The sequence below is a fragment of the Sphingopyxis sp. DBS4 genome (assembly GCF_024628865.1).
GTDB lineage: Bacteria > Pseudomonadota > Alphaproteobacteria > Sphingomonadales > Sphingomonadaceae > Sphingopyxis.
This window is the reverse complement of sequence record NZ_CP102384.1, coordinates 2028205-2045249: the sequence shown is the minus strand read 5'-3', so window position 1 is coordinate 2045249 and position 17045 is coordinate 2028205. Positions and strand designations below refer to the sequence as shown.

The following is a 17045-nucleotide window of genomic DNA, read 5'->3' as shown; positions in this document are numbered from 1 at the left end:
CGCAAATTCGTGCAGTATGAAGCGATTTTTGGACATTATGGTCTCCGGCCTCGCATTGTTTTTTGCGCTGCCACTTTTGGCGCTGATTGCACTGTTGATCCGTGTTATGATGGGCAGCCCGATATTGTTCCGTCATATCCGCCCCGGACTCAACGGCGTCCCCTTTACGATGCTGAAGTTCCGCACCATGCGGGACGCTTTCGCTGCTGACGGAACCCCGCTCACCGACGCCGAGCGTTTGACCCCGATCGGGCGCTTTTTGCGCTCGACGAGCCTCGACGAATTGCCTGGACTGTGGAATGTCTTGAAGGGCGATATGAGTTTGGTCGGGCCCCGTCCGTTGCTGATGTCCTATCTCCCGCTTTATAGTCCCGAACAGGCAAGGCGGCATGAAGTGCGGCCCGGGGTGACGGGGTGGGCGCAGATCATGGGGCGCAATTCGCTGAGTTGGGAACATAAGTTCGCGCTTGACGTGTGGTATGTCGATAACCGGAGCTTGCTGCTTGATTTTCGCATCCTGCTTCTCACGCTGCCCAAAGTCGTGCGGAGAGAGGGGATCAGCGCGGCAGGGGAGGCTACGATGCCGCCGTTCCTGGGTTCGCATCGCGATGACGGCTGAGTGCTCCTATTCCTTCTTCCTCAACCATGCGATGGAACAATCATGCTGGACACACCCTTTGCTCCCTGGCCGAGCTTCACCGAAGAGGAAGTCGATGCCGTAGCCGCCGTGCTCCGTTCGAACCGGGTCAACTATTGGACCGGCGAGGAATGTCGCCTTTTCGAGCGCGAGTTTGCTGCGTGGAGCGACTGCGAATATGCCATAGCGCTTGCCAACGGCACGCTGGCGCTCGACCTCGCGTTGCACGGATTGCGCGTGGGAGCGGTCAATGGAGGTTCTGCGGATGATGAGGTAATCGTCACGCCCCGTACCTTCCTGGCATCGGTAAGCTGCGTCATAAATGCCGGCGCCCGGCCGGTCTTTGCCGATGTCGACGCCGACAGCGGGAATATCTCGGTCGCAACCATCGCTCCGGTGCTCAGCGACTGGACGCGGGCGATCATCGTCGTCCATCTCGGCGGATGGCCCGCCGACATGGACCCGATCATGGCGCTCGCCGAACCGCGCGGGATCAAGGTGATCGAGGATTGCGCGCAGGCGCACGGCGCACGCTATCGCGGACGCAGCGTCGGCTCGATCGGCCATGCCGGCGCGTGGTCCTTCTGCCAGGACAAGATCATGACCACGGGCGGGGAGGGCGGAATGCTGACCTGCAACGACCGCGACTTGTGGTCGCGCATGTGGTCGTTCAAGGATCATGGCAAGAGCTGGGAAGCGGTTTACGAGCGCGCGCACCCGCCCGGTTTTCGCTGGGTGCACGAAAGCATCGGCACCAACTGGCGGATGCTGGAGATGCAGGGCGCGATCGGGCGGATCCAGCTTCGCCGGATGGCGGACTGGTGTAGCGCGACGATCTGGATGAGAAGTTAGCGACGATCAGGATGAGAAGCGCTGATCGCGACGAGGTCGTTTTGGTGTGTTTGATTGCCGCTGGCAAGACCTATGTCTCAGGTTGATTGTCGGGGAGCGACACATCGGTATTTTTGGCTGTGGCGACCTTGGCGGGGCGACCTGCCCCCTGCTGTTTTCGCTCGATAGCCGTGCGCCGCCGATAGCTTTCGACATTCATCTCGAAGATGGTGGCGTGGTGCACGAGGCGGTCGACGGCGGCCAGCGTCATTGCGGGATCGGGGAAGACCCGGTTCCATTCGCCGAACGGCTGGTTGGCGGTTATCATCAGCGAACGCCGCTCGTATCGCGCGCTGATCAGCTCGAACAGAACCGAGGTTTCAGCCTGATCCTTGGCGACATAGGCAAGGTCGTCGAGGATCAGAAGGTCGAAGCGATCAAGCCGATTGATCGCGTTCTCGAGCGCGAGCTCGCGGCGCGCGACCTGTAGTTTCTGGACGAGGTCGGAGGTGCGGACGAACAGCACCCGCCAACCCTTTTCGATCAGCGCGAGCCCGATGCCCGACGACAGATGCGATTTTCCTCCGCCGGGCGGGCCGAACAGGATCAGGTTTGCGCCATTTTCGAGCCAGCTGTCTCCGGCACAGATCGCCATCACCTGCGCCTTCGATATCATCGGAACCGCGTCGAAGTCGAACGTATCGAGCGTTTTTCCCGGCAGCAGTTTCGCCTCCGCCAGATGCCGCTCCATGCGGCGGCGACCGCGTTCGGCGATCTCATGCTCGGTGATCGCGCTGAGGAACCGCGCCGCCGGCCAGCCCTCCTTGTCGGAACGCTCGGCGAACGTCGGCCAGAGCTGTTTGATTGTCGGCAGTCGCAGCTCGTTGAGCATCAGCGTGAGCTTTGTGACATCAATACCCTGGGTCATGCCATTTCCTCCGCGCGAGGAGCCAGGAGCGCTTCATAGGCGCTCAGCGGGACGAGCTCGACGATGACCTCGGGCAGCGCCGCGGGGTCGGGCGCGAACCGCGCCCTAAGCATTGCCATGTCCGGCATACCCTGCGGCGTCGCTAGCAGGGTTTCCAACACAGCGGCGAGTTCGGCCTCGCAGGCCCGCTCATGCGCGAGGCTAAGAAGCTCGACCATTGTCCGGCACGCGACCCGTTCGGCGAGCCGCTCCAGCAGCCGATCGAACATGCGCCGGTAGGCCTCGCGCGGGAAGAGCTGGTGGCGATAGACAAGATTCAGCAGCGCCATCGGTTTGCGCCGAAGCGCATGGATGACATGGCGATAATCGACGACATGGCCATGTTTGCCGCTGCGCTCGGCGCGGCCGCGCGGAAGCGTAAAGAGCGGTGTGCCGCCGAGGAACAGCTCAAGCCGATCGTCGTAAAGTCGCACTCGCAGTCGATGGCCGATCAGCCGCGACGGCACGGTGTAGAACACCTTGCGCAGCGTGAACCCGCCCGAGGAGGTCACCATGACAAGCACCTCTTCATAATCGCTGGTGCGCATGCTCGGTAGCGACTGAAGCGCCGCCCGTTCGGCGTCGATCCGCTTCGCGCACCGCGCATTCTTGCGCGCGACGATCTCGTCGACGAAGCAGCGATATTCCGCAAGGTCGTTGAAGTCGGCCGATCCGCGCATCAACAGCGCGTCGCGCACCGCCGCCTTCAGATGCCCGTGCGCGCTCTCGATCGCGCCATTTTCATGCGCAACACCGCGGTTATTGCGGGTCGGCTCCATCCGGTAATGGCGACACAGCGCGTCATATCTATGCGTCAGATCCTCGCGCGCCGATGCATCCAGATTGCGGAACGCCGCCGACAGACTGTCGCTGCGATGCTCGCGCGGCGCGCCGCCCAGCGCCCACAGGGCATTCTGCAGCCCTTCCGCCAACGCGACATAACTCTCGCCGCCCAGGATCACATGGGCATGCTCGAAGCCAGAACAGGCGAGCCGGAAGTGGTACAGCCGGTGATCGAGCCCGACCCCGGCGATGTGTACGCCCAGATCGGCCATGTCGGTAAAATCCGACAGCCCCATCCGACCCGGCTCGTGCACCTGGCGGAAGATCACGTCGCGATCCGGGCCTTGCAGCGCCCGCCAGCTTCGAACCCGACGCTCCATCGTCCGCCGCACCCCATCGGGAAGCTCAGGATGACGACGCTGCATTTCTTCGAACACCGTCACGGCCCGGAGTCCCGGCGCCGCCTCCAGCAGCGGTACAACTTCGCTATCGAAGATATCCGCCAGCGGATCGGGGCGCCGGCGACCGCGCGGCTCTTTCTTCTGCGAGGGCAACTGCGCATCCCGCTCCAGCCGATACGCCGTTGCCGTGCTGAACGCCGCGCACGCCGCCGCCGAGCGCGGCGACACTGTCTGTCTCATCTTCATATATAATCTCACCTGATGATCGTTGATATGTCTCCCGGGCACCGCATCTCCCCTTCCAAAGGAGGCGCCACCTGGCAGGTCACGATCACCAAAAGCGCCATTCCAAAAGAAAAGACGCTTGCGGGGGTGTGTCTGTCGCTCCTCGGGGCTTCGCCCCTCGTCCCGACAGACACACCCCCGCCATTCTCATCTAGATTGTCGCGCTGTTCTCACCTTGATTGTCGCGCAGCAGACTGGAGCGCCGCGCGTCGCCGCAACGCCGCCGTGATCCGCGATGCGCTCGCTCCCTTTGCGGAGGTCGTGCGGACCCCGGTGCTCGCCGAAGAGGGAAGTACGCACGCCGAGTATAAATTCTACGCCTATATCCAGCCCGAACGGCTGGCGGCCGGATGGGATCGCGACCGCATCGTCGCGGAAATCAACGCGCGGGGCATCCCCTGCCTTCACGGCAGCTGTGCGGAAGTCTATCTGGAGAAGGCGTTCGACGGCACTGGTTTCCGCCCGCTGCAACGGCTGCCCGTCGCCCGCACACTGGGCGAAACCAGCGTGATGTGGCTGGTCCACCCGACGCTGACCGACGAGCAGATGCGGCTGACGGCGGATGTCACCGCGGACGTTTTCGCCAGAGCATCCAGCTAGAGTTTGTCCTGAAGAGACGGATTCAAAAAGCACCGTTCGTGCTGAGGAGCCATGGAGCTTGTCGAAATGGCGTCTCGAAGGGCCGAGCGCGGCGTATGGTCCTTCGAGACGGGTCTTCGACTGCGCTCAGCCCCTCCTCAGCACGAACGGCTCAATCTAAACAGGACGCACTCTAGGCAGGCGTTGGGCCGGGTTCTGCCTGGCCGACGTCGATCATCCCGGCTTGCCGGCCGTCACGATGAAGAGGAACGCCGAGGGGTTATCGTCTTGGCTGCGAGCGATTGGGCAGGATCGTCATACCCTTGTCGACGTTCCGCAAAACGAGGCTACCCAGCGAAACGATGACTTCGTCAGAGACGGCGCGGCCTTCCAGGACCACCGAACTGGGACCGATGAGGCAATCGCGGCCGATGGAAGCTGCCCCGCCGACAAAGGCATTCGGCGCTACGATCGTGCGTTCGCCGATTACCGCATCATGACCGACGATGGCCGAGGTATTGAGGATGGCGTGAGCGCCGATTTTTGCATCGACGCTGATGACCACGCCATGCGCTACGACCGCTCCGGCGGCGATCTCGGCACCGCGCGAAACGACCGCATGGGGCGAGACAAGCGACTGGAAGGTGAAGCCCTTGGCCTCGAGTTCGCCGATCACCTGGGCTCTGCGTCCCAGCGAACGGCGATCGACCGCACCGAACCCTATGGCGAGATGGTCGAATTTCGATCGTAGCTCGTCCAGATCGTCGATCGTGCCAAGACGGGGCAAATTCGCGACACCTTTGGTATCCGCCACATAGCCCACGACTTCATGCCCAGCCAGGTCTGCGATTTCATGCACTTCCTTGGCGAAGCCGCCGCCGCCGATCAGGACGAGTTTGGTCATAGGATGAACTCCACAATAGCCCGCTGCCTTGTCACAGCGAATAGCACGTTCCGGTCGAACAAGACGGCATGAACCGGCCCGCGAACGCGCATCAGCCGGTGCTGCCGCAGATAGTCGTCGATTGCATCCGCGCCAATACCCTCATAGCAGATATGGTGCAGCCCTTCACCCGATCGGTTGAGATGCGCCCAGGTGAAGGCGCTTTCGCCGAGCGGCTGAATCAACTCTATCCGTGACGCATCTCCGACGCGGTACAGCGCGATACGGGCATTTTGTATCTCGTCCACGACCTCCGCTTCGAACTCGAGACCTGGCAGAGAGGCCGCATAGGCGTTGAGATCCCGAACCACATAGCCGACGTGGTGGATACGGATCACAACGAAGCGCCGCCGTCGATCGTGAAAATCTGGCCGGTGATGCTGCGGGCCGCATCGGACATCAGATACATTGCCAGTTCGACGACCTCGTCGACCGTCGCGATGCCGCGAGGCGTTGATGCGGCCAGTCTCTCTCGGAACTCCTGATTGTAGACATGCGGTTGTGACTGCGTCATTTCGGTGTCGAGCCAACCGGGAGCGATCGCGACTACTCGTCTGGGCGCGCTTTCGCGGGCGAGACCGCGCACCAAGGCATCCAGACCCGCCTTGGCGGCCGAATAAGCAAGAATGCCGGGTTCGGGGCGTTGCGCCGCGATCGACGAAATCGCGCAATAAACGGCTTCGGAATGCGTCGTACGGGGACTAGCGAAAGCCGATGCGGTGATCAAGGCACCCATGAGATTGACGTTGACGACATCCGCGAGCTCGGCGGGCCGCGCCGCGCGGATCGGCTTGATAAGCTGCTGCCCCGCGCAATAAACCATGCGATCGACTTTGCCATTGGCGGCGACGGCTGTCTTGATGGTCTCGCTCAGCCGCTCGGCATCGGTCACGTCGCAGGCGTAGGCGGTGCAATGCGGACCGGCCATGGCCTCCAGCCTGTCGGTGCGGCGGGCGATGAGCGACAGATGATAGGTGTTGGCCAGCCGTGTCGCGAGCGCCGCACCGATGCCACTCGAAGCCCCGATGATGAGAGCGTGCGGACGGGCCGGCTCACTTGCTTCAGCCACTGACGGCTTCCCCGGCGAGGGCGATCAATTCATCCGTGGTCTTCAGGTCGTTGATCGTATCGATATCAACTTCCGCGCCCAGCTCCTCAAGCAATTCGACGATCGACAGGATTCCCAGGGAATCCCACATGTCGATATCTTCGAGCTTCTGACCCCGAACGATTTCGCCATCATAGTCCAGAACCTCGGCAACTTTGGCCAGAAACGCTGCGCTATCCATGAGTCTTATTTCCCTGTTCCGATGAATGTGGCGGGGGCGAAAATCGCGTCGGTTTCCACGATCGCGGCTGCCCAGCTGAGACCGATGCCGAACCCCGAGAAAACCGAGGTTAGACGAGACGTCGAAAACCGATCGGAAAGGAAGCCGGAGATCGTGCCCGGAATCGAGGCGCTGTTCTGGTTTCCATAGACCGACTGCGTATCAGACGGCAATTTTGCGTCGTCGACCTTCATCCGCTTCTGGATGTTCTTCAGAATATATTTGTTGGGCTGATGCAGGACAAAATAGTCGATGTCGGCCGCATCGCGTCCGCCGTAGGCGAGGATGTCGGCGATCATCGAAGGCACGCGCTGGAGCGTAAAATTGAAGACCGCGGCGCCATCCATGTGCATGAGCTCCGGCATGCCTTCGTCTTCCGGCGTTTTGCGAACCCCGCTGTTGGGGATGATCAGGGCGCGGGCGCCCGTACCGTCGGAGTAGAATTGGAAGTAGCTTTTGGACGGCCGGCGTTCGACCAGAATCGCCGCGCCTGCATCGCCCATGATTGGCGCGATGGAATGATCGGTCGGATCGACAAATTTGGACGCCACATCGCCCACGCAAAGTAGGACGCGATTCAAACCCGATTCCACCAGGCTGAAAGCCATCGACAAGCCATAGACGAATCCGCTGCAACCCAGACGGACGTCGAAAGCCATGGACGTGATGGGCAGCCCGAGCCGCGCTTGCAGAGAAATCGCCGTCGCAGGCGCCGTATAATCGGGCGTCTGCGAGACGAAGATGATCGCTTGGCAATCCGATGCCTCGATGCCGCATCCCGAAAGCAGGTGCCGCGCCGAATGCTCGCAGAGGTCGGACGTGGTTTTATCGCCCGATACGATCTGGCGTCGATCGAGGCCGATGGCGCGCTTGAGCCTGGCGACGTCCGCCTCGGTTAGGCCCATCGCGGGCGCTTCCTGTGCGAATTCAACCGTCCGATCGCCGACCGTGGTAACGATTCCGCGGATCGACGCATTGGCGAACCGCAGTTCGGCTCTCTCTGAACTATTCTGCAATGCGCTTCTCCACATAAATGGTCCAATTGGCCCATTTCCTCAAAGGTGATTTTTCCGCATCGAAAATCGTCTCGTCCGCCAGCGGAACATAGCGCCCGATGACCTGTTCGATCCGTCCTTCAGTTTCCAGTAGCAGGTCGACGATGGCAAAGGAGTCGACAGCGTCGAGAATATTGGCCGACGCATTCACTTCGATCGGAGTTTCCAGTTCGAGACCGGCAAGAATCTGGCGGAGGGAGTCGTCGAGAACCTGGGAGATATCGGTCATTAAAAAACCTCGGTAAGCTGATTGGTCAATTCAAGGTCGCTTGGCGTGTCATATGCATAGAGCCTGACGTCCTCTCCGTCGCCGATGCGGGTAAAACCCATGCGATCGTAAAAATCGGCGACCATCGGATTCTTGGCTGTCCGGATATAGGAGGCCTTAATCGGTTTTTCGGACGTGTGCGAGATCACATGTTTGATAATATCATCCTCTATCCGTCGGCCGAGCGCTCGACAACTCATCAAGAAGGTCTCGATTTCGCCGTTGCGGACAATGACCACCGCGATGATTCCCATGTCGCCGAAACGATCGCGCACGCGAAAGTCGAAGACCTGCCCCTCCTTCATCGCGACCATGATCTCGCTTTCGGAATAGCGCCGCGTCGTCAGATTGAACTGGTTGGTCTTGTTCGTCAGTTGCGCGATGCGCTTCACCTGCTCGGTCCGATTCAGCCCCGCCTCGATCACCATGTCGAGCGATGCGATATAGTCCTCGATTGAGGCCGCCGCCGCCTGTTGTTCCTGACGGCGAGCCTCCTGACGATATTGATCGGACTTTGCCATATCTTCGGCTGATGGCGACCAGATGCCGATATCCGGGAGCGCCTCGATCCACTGCAGTGCGTCGGCTGCTTCCCGAACACTGAACTGGCGCGATGCCAGCATCGGGAAACGTGCGGCGACTTCGGCCAGTTCGACCGGATTGTCGTCGACGAACAGCATCGAATCTACCCCCACGTTCAACTGCGCGGCGATCGCTTCGATATTTACGCTCTTCGGTTCCCAATTCGCCCTGATCGCGGCGAAATGGTCCCATTTCAGAGGCATGTCGGCCCGCTCGAAGGCTTCGCGGACATCGGGCTCGTTATTCTTGGTGACGAGGCATAGCAAGAGGCCGGTTGCGCGCAATTCAAGCAATTCGGACTGAAAGCGCCGATACAAGATGCCGGGATATTGATCGCCGACCTGAATGCCTTCCACCCCGTCTTCGCCGATCACGCCGCCCCACAATGTGTTGTCGGCGTCGAGCAGCAGCACCTTCTTTCGGGCAGTAAAGCGTTCGCCGATGGCTCTGGCATATTCGTCCATCAGCGCCGGCATGACTTGGTTGGTGTAGGGGAGGCGCATCACGGCGTCGTTGATCGCACTGATACTGACGTCGTGCCCGCAACGTGCCAAGACTCCGGCGGTGTCGGCGATGCTGACCCAGGAGCATTCGTCCGCGCAGCGGAACAGCATTTCGTTCAGTGCGGAGACGAGGCGCTGGCGGGCGATATGCTTCGCGCCAACGATCCGGCGCGTCGGACCTGCCAGCGTATTGATGATAAGGATGCTGTGGCCGGCCGAGGCGAATTTGCACGCGGCCTGGCAATATTCCTCCATGCGACGCATCGCCGCGTCGCGGTCCCAGCCTTCGACTATGAAATAGTCGAGCGTGACATGCGCGACGAGAACGTCGGGCCTGCTGTTGCCAAGCAGCACCTGCATGATCTGGTCCACACCGTGATGCTGCACTTCGACATCGGTTCGGGGGATTTGCCGGGCGATCCGCCCGAAGGGCTGGGTAATCACATTGCCGACGAATTCGATCAACATGGAGCGCGGTCTCCGGCTTCGACAGACAGAGGTTTTTGAGCTATGGCGGTCAGGTTTCCGCCCTTGGCCAGGATATGTGACAGCTTCCAGACGGCTTTCAGCTTGGCACCGTCGTGGATCCGGGCGTGGGCCAGACCGAACACCGGATCGTCATAGGATGCCGAACGCGTCGAAACGCCCTCGAAACCCGCCTGACGGAGTCCAAAGGCCAGTGTGTTCGCGCCATAGGCCAGCATGTGGAATGGCGGAACAATCTCCCCATAGGCCTCGCTCCATCGGTTCCACCGGCGAATGACGGCTGTCAGGCCATCGTCGTTGGGAACGTCGATATAGATAAGCCCCCCAGGACGAAGCGCCGTCCAAGCGTTCCGAAGGAAAGCGTCGGGCGAGCGGACGTGCTCGAAGACTTGCGAGAGGAAAACGATGTCGAAGCCGCCCTGCGCCGCGGCGGCCGGCGTGAAAAGTTCACGCGGATCGACTGCCGCGAAATCCGCCTGAACGACGTCCAGGCCGCGCTCTGCCATGTTTTTCGCCATGTTCGGTTCGATTTCGCAGCCGCGCCAGTATCCGCCATGCCGCTCGACGATCGCGCTGAGCAGTCCGCTGCCGGGTCCGATCTCGAGCCAATGGCGGGGGGGGGCGCCCAGCCGCTCCCGAAAGGTGGCCATTCGTACGTCGATCAAGCCGGACAGCGCGGCGCTCAACCGCTCTGACTGGGCCAGCAGGTTGGAAAAGTGATGCGGCGAGGTTTCGACCGACCCTGCGTCCCGGGTGCCCGCAACAGACCGCATTTCGCCGAAATGCAGGCCGCAGGTCTTGCATCCATAAACACGAAGGCTACCGCGCTCAATCGGCCGAGGCGACACAACTTCCTGACAAAGCGGACAAATTTGCGGCGGGCTCACTATCTTCTCCTAGCTGGGCCGGGGGATTGCATCATCTTTCAGTCATTCGCAACACTGCACGGCCACGACCACAGCGGTCATATGTCATGAAGATTCGCTCGCCGAGGTCGAAGCCTCTATTGCGATCGCGCTAAGAGCGAACGGTCCATCACGGCCCCTTGTTTGCCTTCGTCTCATGTTGCCAAGGGACGGAATTGGGGGCATATTCGGGCACCAATTGGGCGAGAATCTGTATTGCAGCGGTCTTGTCGCCAGTCCTGCGGATATGGTCGTCGAGATCCTGCAGGGCTGCTTGGAGTTCATCCAATGGCCAGAGTCCTTCCCTCGCCCGCATGATCCGCGGATGGTTGGTCGGTTCGGGATTGTCGCCGATCAGCAGTTCCTCATAGAGCTTCTCGCCCGGACGGAGGCCCGTTTCCACGACCTCGATGTCGCCGTCGGGATTGTCGGCGTCGCGCACGCTCAGCCCCGACAAGCGGATCATCGACCGAGCGAGATCAGCGATGCGCACCGGCTGGCCCATGTCGAGCACGAACACCTCGCCGCCCTTGGCCATCGCGCTCGCCTGGATGACGAGCTGCGACGCTTCGGGGATGGTCATGAAATAGCGTGTGATCTCGCGATGGGTCAGCGTCACGGGGCCGCCGGTGGCAATCTGTGCCTTGAAGCGCGGCACCACCGAACCGCTCGACCCCAGCACATTGCCGAAGCGGACCATGCTGAACACCGTCTTCACACCGGGCTGCGCGGCGCGTGCCTGAAGGATGAGTTCGCACACGCGCTTTGAGGCGCCCATGATGTTCGTCGGACGCACTGCTTTGTCGGTGCTGATCAGGATGAAGTTGGCGACGCCGGCTTCTTCAGCCGCCTCGACGCTGTGGAGCGTGCCCATGATATTGTTGCGCAGGCCCGAGATCGGGTTCGCCTCGACCAGCGGCACATGCTTGTAGGCGGCGGCGTGAAACACGGTTTCGGGGCGGTAGTGCGAATATACGCGGCGCATCGACGAGCGTTCGGACACGTTCGCCATTTCGGGAACGATGGGCACCGAAATGCCGAGCCCGCGCATCAATTCGCCGAGTTCCTGCTCGATTGCGTAAAGCGCATATTCGGACTGTTCGACAAGGATCAGGCGTGCCGGCCGGCACTGGACGATTTGGCGACAGAGTTCACTGCCGATCGACCCGCCGGCGCCCGAGACCATCACCGTCTTGCCGACGATCGTCTTGCCCATCAGCAACTCATTTGGCGCGACGGCCTCGCGGCCGAGAAGCTCCTCGATCTGGATCTCGCGAAGATCGCTGACGGTCACCGTGCCTTCGATGATGCTGGTCAGGTTGGGGAGCGAGCGGACATAGACCTCTTCGTCCTGCAGCGTTTCGATGATCTCGCGCCGCCGGGCGCGCGATGCGCTCGGGATCGCGAGCAACACCTCGTCGACGTCGGTATCCACAAGTATCTCGGATAGGCGATTGGCGCCGAAAACCGGCACACCGTCGAGGCGCTGGCCGTTGAGCCGCAGATCATCGTCCACGAACCCGACCAACAGCACCTGAGGTTCGTGGCGAAGCGACAGCGCAAGCTGCTGTCCTGCGCGGCCGGCGCCGTAAACGAGCACCCGGCGCACATCGACCGATACGACCTTGAGAAGGTCGAGCAGGACGAACCGGATCGCGATGCGGCTCGACCCGAGTAGAAGCAGAAAGATGATCGGGTGCAGCACGCAGAGCGTTCGCGGGACCGAGGGGAGCCGGAACACCACGCAAACGACGAAGAGTGGGAGAGCCAGAATGGCGCACGCAACGGCCAGATCGGCGATCGTTCTCGCCCCGGAAAAACGGATCAACGAGCGATAGACGCCGATTTTCCAAGCGATGGGATACCAGACTAGCAATGCCACGGCCGCGAAGGTCGCGATGGCCGGCGAAAACAGATCCCACACGCCAAGACGGAGCGAAAAAGCGATCCAGACCGCGGCGATGCAAAGAAAGCCGTCGATTGCGACCGCAGAAAGTTGGCGTTGAATACGCGGGCGGTCAGCCAGAAAGAATAGTATTTGCGAGCGCATGCTGCGCCAGCGATTATCGTTCGGCATTATCATTTTTGTCGCCAACCGCTTTCTAAGTCATCTGCACGGGGGAGGGGGAGAGGTACAGATCACGGGAATTCCTCCGCAGAGCCGTGCTCAATCGGACCGATTTCTGCCATCCGCATAATGGAGAAGCCGAGATTTTTCAATGTCGGTCGCCGTAGCCGCCCCATCGTGAAAGACCTCCCTCAGCCTCGCATAACTCGCCGCGACGCATATCGATCCCCGGGCGCGACATTCGCAGGCGAAATAGTCATGATTCGCGTGTATCCGACGTTATTGGAAATGGCCGGCGCGCAGCGCTGTGACCGGGGAGTCATAGCCAGCCGCGAAAGCATCTCTTGCCGCCAAGGATGCGGGCGCTTCGCCTTACCGTCGGGAAGGGGAGATCATGAGCTGTGTGGGGCGTCCCCGAACCCGTCGGGGTTGCCCGACTGCCATCGCCAGGAACTGGCGCACATGTCCTCGATCCCGAATTTGGCGCACCAACCCAGCGAATTCGTCGCTTTTTTGGTCGCCGCATAACTACTCGCGACATCGCCCGGACGGCGCGGGCCTATTTCGACGGGGATGGGATGGCCGCACGTCCGTTCGTAGGCGGCGACCAGTTCCCTGACCGTGATGCCGGTGCCGGTGCCGATGTTGATCGCCTCGCAGCCCTGCGCGGCGCCGCTGTAGCCGAGCGCGGCAAGATGCGCGTCAGCGAGATCGACGACGTGGATATAATCGCGCTCACCAGTGCCGTCGCGGGTGTCATAATCGTCGCCGAAGATCGCCAGCTTTTCGCGGCGCCCGATCGCCACCTGCGCGATAAAGGGCATCAGATTGTTGGGGATGCCGTCCGGATCTTCACCGATCCGACCCGATTCATGTGCTCCGACCGGGTTGAAATAGCGCAGCAGGACGGCCGAGGCATCGGGGGTCGCGCGCGCCCAGTCGGCGATCACGCCCTCGGCCATCGCCTTGGTGCGGCCATAGGGATTGGTCGGCGCGATCGGATGGTTTTCGTCGAAGGGCAGATAATGCGCCTCGCCATACACTGTGGCGGAAGAAGAAAAGACGATGCGCCGGCATCCCGCGGCGTCCATCGCACCGAGCAGGTTCATCGTCCCGCTGACGTTCGTCTGATAATAACGCAGCGGAATATCGTTCGATTCCCCCACCGCTTTCAATCCGGCGAAGTGAATCACGGCATCGGGTGCGAAGTCCGTGACCCCGCGCGTCAGCGCGTCGGCATCGCAGATATCGGCCTCGACCACGCGCATGTCGCGATTGGTCAGTTGGCGAACGCGCGCGAGCGCGACGGGCGAGCTGTTGCAATAATTGTCGAATACGCAAACCTCATGGCCCGCGGTCAGAAGCTGGACGAGCGTGTGGCTGCCGATATAGCCCGCTCCGCCGGTAACGAAGACCTTCATGCCCGCTCCTGTGCCGATCCGCCCGCCGAAGATCAACCGGGTTCGTCGTACACTCCTTGCCATGGTTTGGAAAACAGCGCGTTAATCGATCGCGAAGGGGCGAGCTATGCGGAAGGCCCATCGGGCGCTTGCAATCCCGGCGTCCGCGCTCGACATAGAGGCGATGGATCTCGCGTTCGACAATAGTTTTCATGATGCCATGGAGGGCTTCTATGCCCCCGCGGAAGCCGCGAAGCCTGCGGCGCCGAAGCTGCTCGCCTTCAACGATGCGCTTGCGAGCCGGCTCGGGATTGACGGTGCCGACGCGGGGGACGAGGTGGTCGCGCGTCTCTTTTCGGGTCAGGAACTGCCCGATGGCGCAAACCCTCTGGCGCTCGCTTATGCCGGGCATCAGTTCGGACATTTCTCGCCGCAACTCGGCGACGGCCGCGCGCTGCTGCTTGGCGAAATCGTCGCGCCCGACGGCGCGCGCTTCGACGTGCAGCTCAAGGGATCGGGACCGACGCCCTTTTCGCGCAACGGTGACGGCAAGGCCGCGATCGGGCCGGTGCTGCGCGAATTTCTCGTCTCCGAAGCGATGGCGGCGATGGGCGTGCCGACGACGCGGGCGCTGGCCGCGGTCGCGACCGGCGACCGGGTCCAGCGCGAACGCGCGCATCCCGGCGCTGTGCTGACCCGCATCGCGAGCAGCCACATCCGCGTCGGCACCTTCCAGTTCTTCGCCGCGCATTTCGGCGCTGACCATGTCGTCCAGCTATCGGACTACACTATTCGCCGCCATTTTCCCGACCTTGTCGAGGCGCCCAATCCGCACCTTGCCCTGCTCGACCGGGTGATCGGGCTGCAATGCGACCTCGTCGCGCACTGGCTGGGCGTCGGCTTCATTCACGGCGTCATGAACACCGACAATGTCGCGATTTCGGGCGAGACGATCGACTATGGTCCGTGCGCCTTCATGGACCGCTTTGCCGCCAACACCGTCTTCAGCTCGATCGACGCCAATGGCCGCTATGCCTATGGCCGCCAGCCGCAGATCATGCACTGGAACATGGCGCGTTTCGCCGAGGCGCTGCTTCCCGCGATCCACTCGGTCGACGCCGCCGATGTCGAGGCGGCGAAGGCGCTGGTGGCGGAGGTTCCGGACCGCTTTGCTGCAGTTTGGCATGGGCGATTGCGTAGAAAACTAGGGCTGACCGAAGCGCAGGACGGTGATGTCGCGCTGTTCGACGCGCTCTTTGCCGAACTTGAGCGCCACCGGGTCGACTTCACGCTGTTCTTCCGCGGTCTCGCGATGATGCTGCGCGGCGACGGTTCGGAACTCGAGGCGCAATTGCCCGACGCTGAGGCGATGGTGCCGTGGATCGCCGACTGGTGGGCGCGGCTGGCGCGCGAGACCGATGCACCGCTGAATCGCGCCGAGACGATGGATGCGGTGAATCCGCTCTATATCCCGCGCAACCATCTGGTCGAGGCGGCGCTGGGCGCGGCCGAGGCGGGCGATCTCACCGCCTGGTTCGAATTGCTGGAGGTGGTGCGCAATCCTTACGTCCGGCGCCCTGAATGGGCGCTGTTCGAGGGGCCGGCGCCTGCCGAATTCGGCCCCTATACAACCTTTTGCGGCACCTGACGTCGCCGTTCCGGTTGAGCGCGCGCGGCGCAGTTGCTAGGGACGCGCCGACACCCATCAGAGGATAGACCATTGCCCCCAGACAGTGCCGAACAGGCATCGCCCCCCAAGATCACCGTCGTCGGAACCGGTTATGTCGGCATCTCCAATGCCGTGCTGCTCGCCCAGCGCAATCGCGTGGTTGCGCTCGACATCGACGCGCGCAAAGTCGAGATGATCAACGCGAAGACCTCTCCGATCGCCGATCCCGAGATCGAGGAATATCTGGCTAACAGGCCGCTCGACCTGCTTGCTACGGCCGACCGCGCGCTAGCTTATGACGGCGCCGATTTCGTCATCGTCGCGACGCCGACTGATTACGATCCCGACACCAACTATTTCAACACGAACACGGTCGAGACCGTAATCGCCGATGCGCTCAAAATGGCGCCAAACGCGCTGGTCATCGTCAAGTCGACGGTGCCGGTCGGCTTCACCGACCGGATGCGCGCCGAGACCGGGTCGGACAACATCGTCTTTTCGCCCGAATTCCTGCGCGAAGGGCGCGCTCTCTACGACAATCTCCATCCGTCGCGGATTATCGTCGGCGATACCCACCCGCGCGCGGAGGATTTCGCCCGGCTGCTGCTCGAGGCTTCGCTGAAGCCCGAGGCCGCGATCCTTCACACCGGCAATACCGAGGCCGAGGCGATCAAGCTGTTCGCCAACACCTATCTCGCGATGCGCGTCGCCTTCTTCAACGAACTCGACACCTATGCCGCGACCCACGGCGTCGATTCGCGGCAGGTGATCGAAGGGGTGTGCCTCGATCCCCGGATCGGCAGCTTCTACAATAATCCGTCCTTCGGCTATGGCGGCTATTGCCTGCCCAAGGACACCAAGCAGATGCTGGCGAATTACAGGGAGGTGCCGCAGAATCTGATCGCCGCGATCGTCGCCTCGAACACGACGCGCAAGGATTTCATCGCGGCGGAGATCATCAAGCAGAACCCGCGCGTCGTCGGCATTCACCGGCTGGCGATGAAGGCGGGATCGGATAATTTCCGCGCCAGCAGCATTTTGGGGGTGATGAAGCGGGTCAAGGCCAAGGGGATCGAGGTGATCGTCCACGAACCGCTGATCGAGGAGGACCGGCTGTTCAATTCGCGCGTCGTCCGTGACCTCGATGCTTTCAAGGCCGAGGCCGACATCATCATCGCCAACCGGGTGACCGATGAACTCGCCGATGTCGCGGACAAGGTCTATAGCCGCGACCTGTTCGGCGCCGATAGCTGACGCCATTCTCTCATCGCCGCCCCCTCGAACCGCCGCAACGCCGGGAACCGTCCCATTGCCGGAGAGTTGGCTTGGAAACAGGGGAGATTCGGGTTGCACAG

General features: G+C 61.9%; 17 protein-coding genes. 5 read left to right on the top strand and 12 right to left on the bottom strand.

Annotated features, from left to right (window positions below; genetic code table 11):
* Positions 1-16 precede the first annotated feature (16 nt).
* Positions 17-619: a sugar transferase gene (locus NP825_RS09640; RefSeq protein WP_257550916.1), complete on the top strand. Its 603-nt coding sequence runs from the start codon at positions 17-19 to the stop codon at positions 617-619.
* Positions 620-661: 42 nt separating this feature from the next.
* Complete coding sequence (locus NP825_RS09635) at positions 662-1489, top strand: DegT/DnrJ/EryC1/StrS aminotransferase family protein (RefSeq protein ID WP_257550914.1); 828 nt, start codon at positions 662-664, stop codon at positions 1487-1489.
* A gap of 70 nt (positions 1490-1559) precedes the next feature.
* On the opposite strand, the gene istB is transcribed toward NP825_RS09635, so the two are convergent.
* Together istB and istA are read right to left on the bottom strand one after the other, a co-directional pair.
* Positions 1560-2396: an IS21-like element helper ATPase IstB gene (gene istB / locus NP825_RS09630; RefSeq protein ID WP_019052403.1), complete on the bottom strand. Its 837-nt coding sequence runs from the start codon at positions 2394-2396 to the stop codon at positions 1560-1562.
* Positions 2393-3865 carry an IS21 family transposase gene (gene istA / locus NP825_RS09625; protein ID WP_257550910.1) on the bottom strand — a complete coding sequence of 491 codons (1473 nt, stop codon included), beginning with the start codon at positions 3863-3865 and terminating at the stop codon, positions 2393-2395. The genes istB and istA overlap by 4 nt, the downstream gene beginning before the upstream one ends.
* Positions 3866-4129: 264 nt before the next feature.
* Between istA and NP825_RS09620 the strand changes: the two genes are divergently transcribed.
* Positions 4130-4504, top strand: a complete 375-nt coding sequence (locus NP825_RS09620) for a hypothetical protein (protein WP_257550908.1) — start codon at positions 4130-4132, stop codon at positions 4502-4504.
* 259 nt (positions 4505-4763) lie between these two features.
* Here the strand turns inward: NP825_RS09620 and NP825_RS09615 are convergent, their stop codons facing one another.
* The 10 genes from NP825_RS09615 to galE form a co-directional block, all read right to left on the bottom strand.
* On the bottom strand, positions 4764-5387 hold the full coding sequence (locus NP825_RS09615; protein WP_257550906.1) for an acetyltransferase: 624 nt from the start codon (positions 5385-5387) through the stop codon (positions 4764-4766).
* Positions 5384-5764, bottom strand: coding sequence for a VOC family protein (locus NP825_RS09610; RefSeq protein WP_257550904.1), 381 nt, complete (start codon positions 5762-5764; stop codon positions 5384-5386). The genes NP825_RS09615 and NP825_RS09610 overlap by 4 nt, the downstream gene beginning before the upstream one ends.
* Positions 5761-6495: an SDR family NAD(P)-dependent oxidoreductase gene (locus NP825_RS09605; RefSeq protein ID WP_257550902.1), complete on the bottom strand. Its 735-nt coding sequence runs from the start codon at positions 6493-6495 to the stop codon at positions 5761-5763. Before NP825_RS09605 ends, NP825_RS09610 begins: the two co-directional genes overlap by 4 nt.
* A complete protein-coding gene (locus tag NP825_RS09600; RefSeq protein WP_257550900.1) occupies positions 6488-6715 on the bottom strand; it encodes a hypothetical protein in 228 nt (75 codons plus the stop codon). Before NP825_RS09600 ends, NP825_RS09605 begins: the two co-directional genes overlap by 8 nt.
* 5 nt (positions 6716-6720) lie before the next feature.
* On the bottom strand, positions 6721-7770 hold the full coding sequence (locus NP825_RS09595; protein WP_257550898.1) for a ketoacyl-ACP synthase III: 1050 nt from the start codon (positions 7768-7770) through the stop codon (positions 6721-6723).
* Complete coding sequence (locus NP825_RS09590) at positions 7760-8038, bottom strand: hypothetical protein (protein ID WP_257550896.1); 279 nt, start codon at positions 8036-8038, stop codon at positions 7760-7762. The genes NP825_RS09595 and NP825_RS09590 overlap by 11 nt, the downstream gene beginning before the upstream one ends.
* Positions 8038-9630: an HAD family hydrolase gene (locus tag NP825_RS09585; RefSeq protein ID WP_257550894.1), complete on the bottom strand. Its 1593-nt coding sequence runs from the start codon at positions 9628-9630 to the stop codon at positions 8038-8040. The genes NP825_RS09590 and NP825_RS09585 overlap by 1 nt, the downstream gene beginning before the upstream one ends.
* Entirely contained in the window at positions 9624-10535 is a 912-nt protein-coding gene (locus NP825_RS09580; protein WP_257550892.1) for a bifunctional 2-polyprenyl-6-hydroxyphenol methylase/3-demethylubiquinol 3-O-methyltransferase UbiG, read from the bottom strand. Before NP825_RS09580 ends, NP825_RS09585 begins: the two co-directional genes overlap by 7 nt.
* Before the next feature lie 148 nt (positions 10536-10683).
* Positions 10684-12630, bottom strand: a complete 1947-nt coding sequence (locus NP825_RS09575) for a nucleoside-diphosphate sugar epimerase/dehydratase (RefSeq protein ID WP_257550890.1) — start codon at positions 12628-12630, stop codon at positions 10684-10686.
* 383 nt (positions 12631-13013) lie between these two features.
* On the bottom strand, positions 13014-14042 hold the full coding sequence (galE, locus tag NP825_RS09570) for a UDP-glucose 4-epimerase GalE (RefSeq protein ID WP_257550888.1): 1029 nt from the start codon (positions 14040-14042) through the stop codon (positions 13014-13016).
* A gap of 106 nt (positions 14043-14148) precedes the next feature.
* Between galE and NP825_RS09565 the strand changes: the two genes are divergently transcribed.
* Together NP825_RS09565 and NP825_RS09560 are read left to right on the top strand one after the other, a co-directional pair.
* Entirely contained in the window at positions 14149-15669 is a 1521-nt protein-coding gene (locus NP825_RS09565; protein WP_257550886.1) for a YdiU family protein, read from the top strand.
* 72 nt (positions 15670-15741) lie between these two features.
* Positions 15742-16944, top strand: a complete 1203-nt coding sequence (locus NP825_RS09560; RefSeq protein ID WP_257550884.1) for a nucleotide sugar dehydrogenase — start codon at positions 15742-15744, stop codon at positions 16942-16944.
* The last annotated feature ends 101 nt before the right edge of the window (positions 16945-17045 follow it).

Bases quoted from the DNA above. Each gene is read 5' to 3' on its own strand.
- NP825_RS09640 (WP_257550916.1), top strand. From the start codon at position 17: ATGAAGCGATTTTTGGACATTATGGTCTCCGGCCTCGCATTGTTTTTT.
- NP825_RS09635 (WP_257550914.1), top strand. From the start codon at position 662: ATGCTGGACACACCCTTTGCTCCCTGGCCGAGCTTCACCGAAGAGGAA.
- istB (WP_019052403.1), bottom strand. From the start codon at position 2,396: ATGACCCAGGGTATTGATGTCACAAAGCTCACGCTGATGCTCAACGAG.
- istA (WP_257550910.1), bottom strand. From the start codon at position 3,865: ATGAAGATGAGACAGACAGTGTCGCCGCGCTCGGCGGCGGCGTGCGCG.
- NP825_RS09615 (WP_257550906.1), bottom strand. From the start codon at position 5,387: ATGACCAAACTCGTCCTGATCGGCGGCGGCGGCTTCGCCAAGGAAGTG.
- NP825_RS09600 (WP_257550900.1), bottom strand. From the start codon at position 6,715: ATGGATAGCGCAGCGTTTCTGGCCAAAGTTGCCGAGGTTCTGGACTAT.
- NP825_RS09590 (WP_257550896.1), bottom strand. From the start codon at position 8,038: ATGACCGATATCTCCCAGGTTCTCGACGACTCCCTCCGCCAGATTCTT.
- NP825_RS09585 (WP_257550894.1), bottom strand. From the start codon at position 9,630: ATGTTGATCGAATTCGTCGGCAATGTGATTACCCAGCCCTTCGGGCGG.
- NP825_RS09575 (WP_257550890.1), bottom strand. From the start codon at position 12,630: ATGCCGAACGATAATCGCTGGCGCAGCATGCGCTCGCAAATACTATTC.
- galE (WP_257550888.1), bottom strand. From the start codon at position 14,042: ATGAAGGTCTTCGTTACCGGCGGAGCGGGCTATATCGGCAGCCACACG.
- NP825_RS09565 (WP_257550886.1), top strand. From the start codon at position 14,149: ATGCGGAAGGCCCATCGGGCGCTTGCAATCCCGGCGTCCGCGCTCGAC.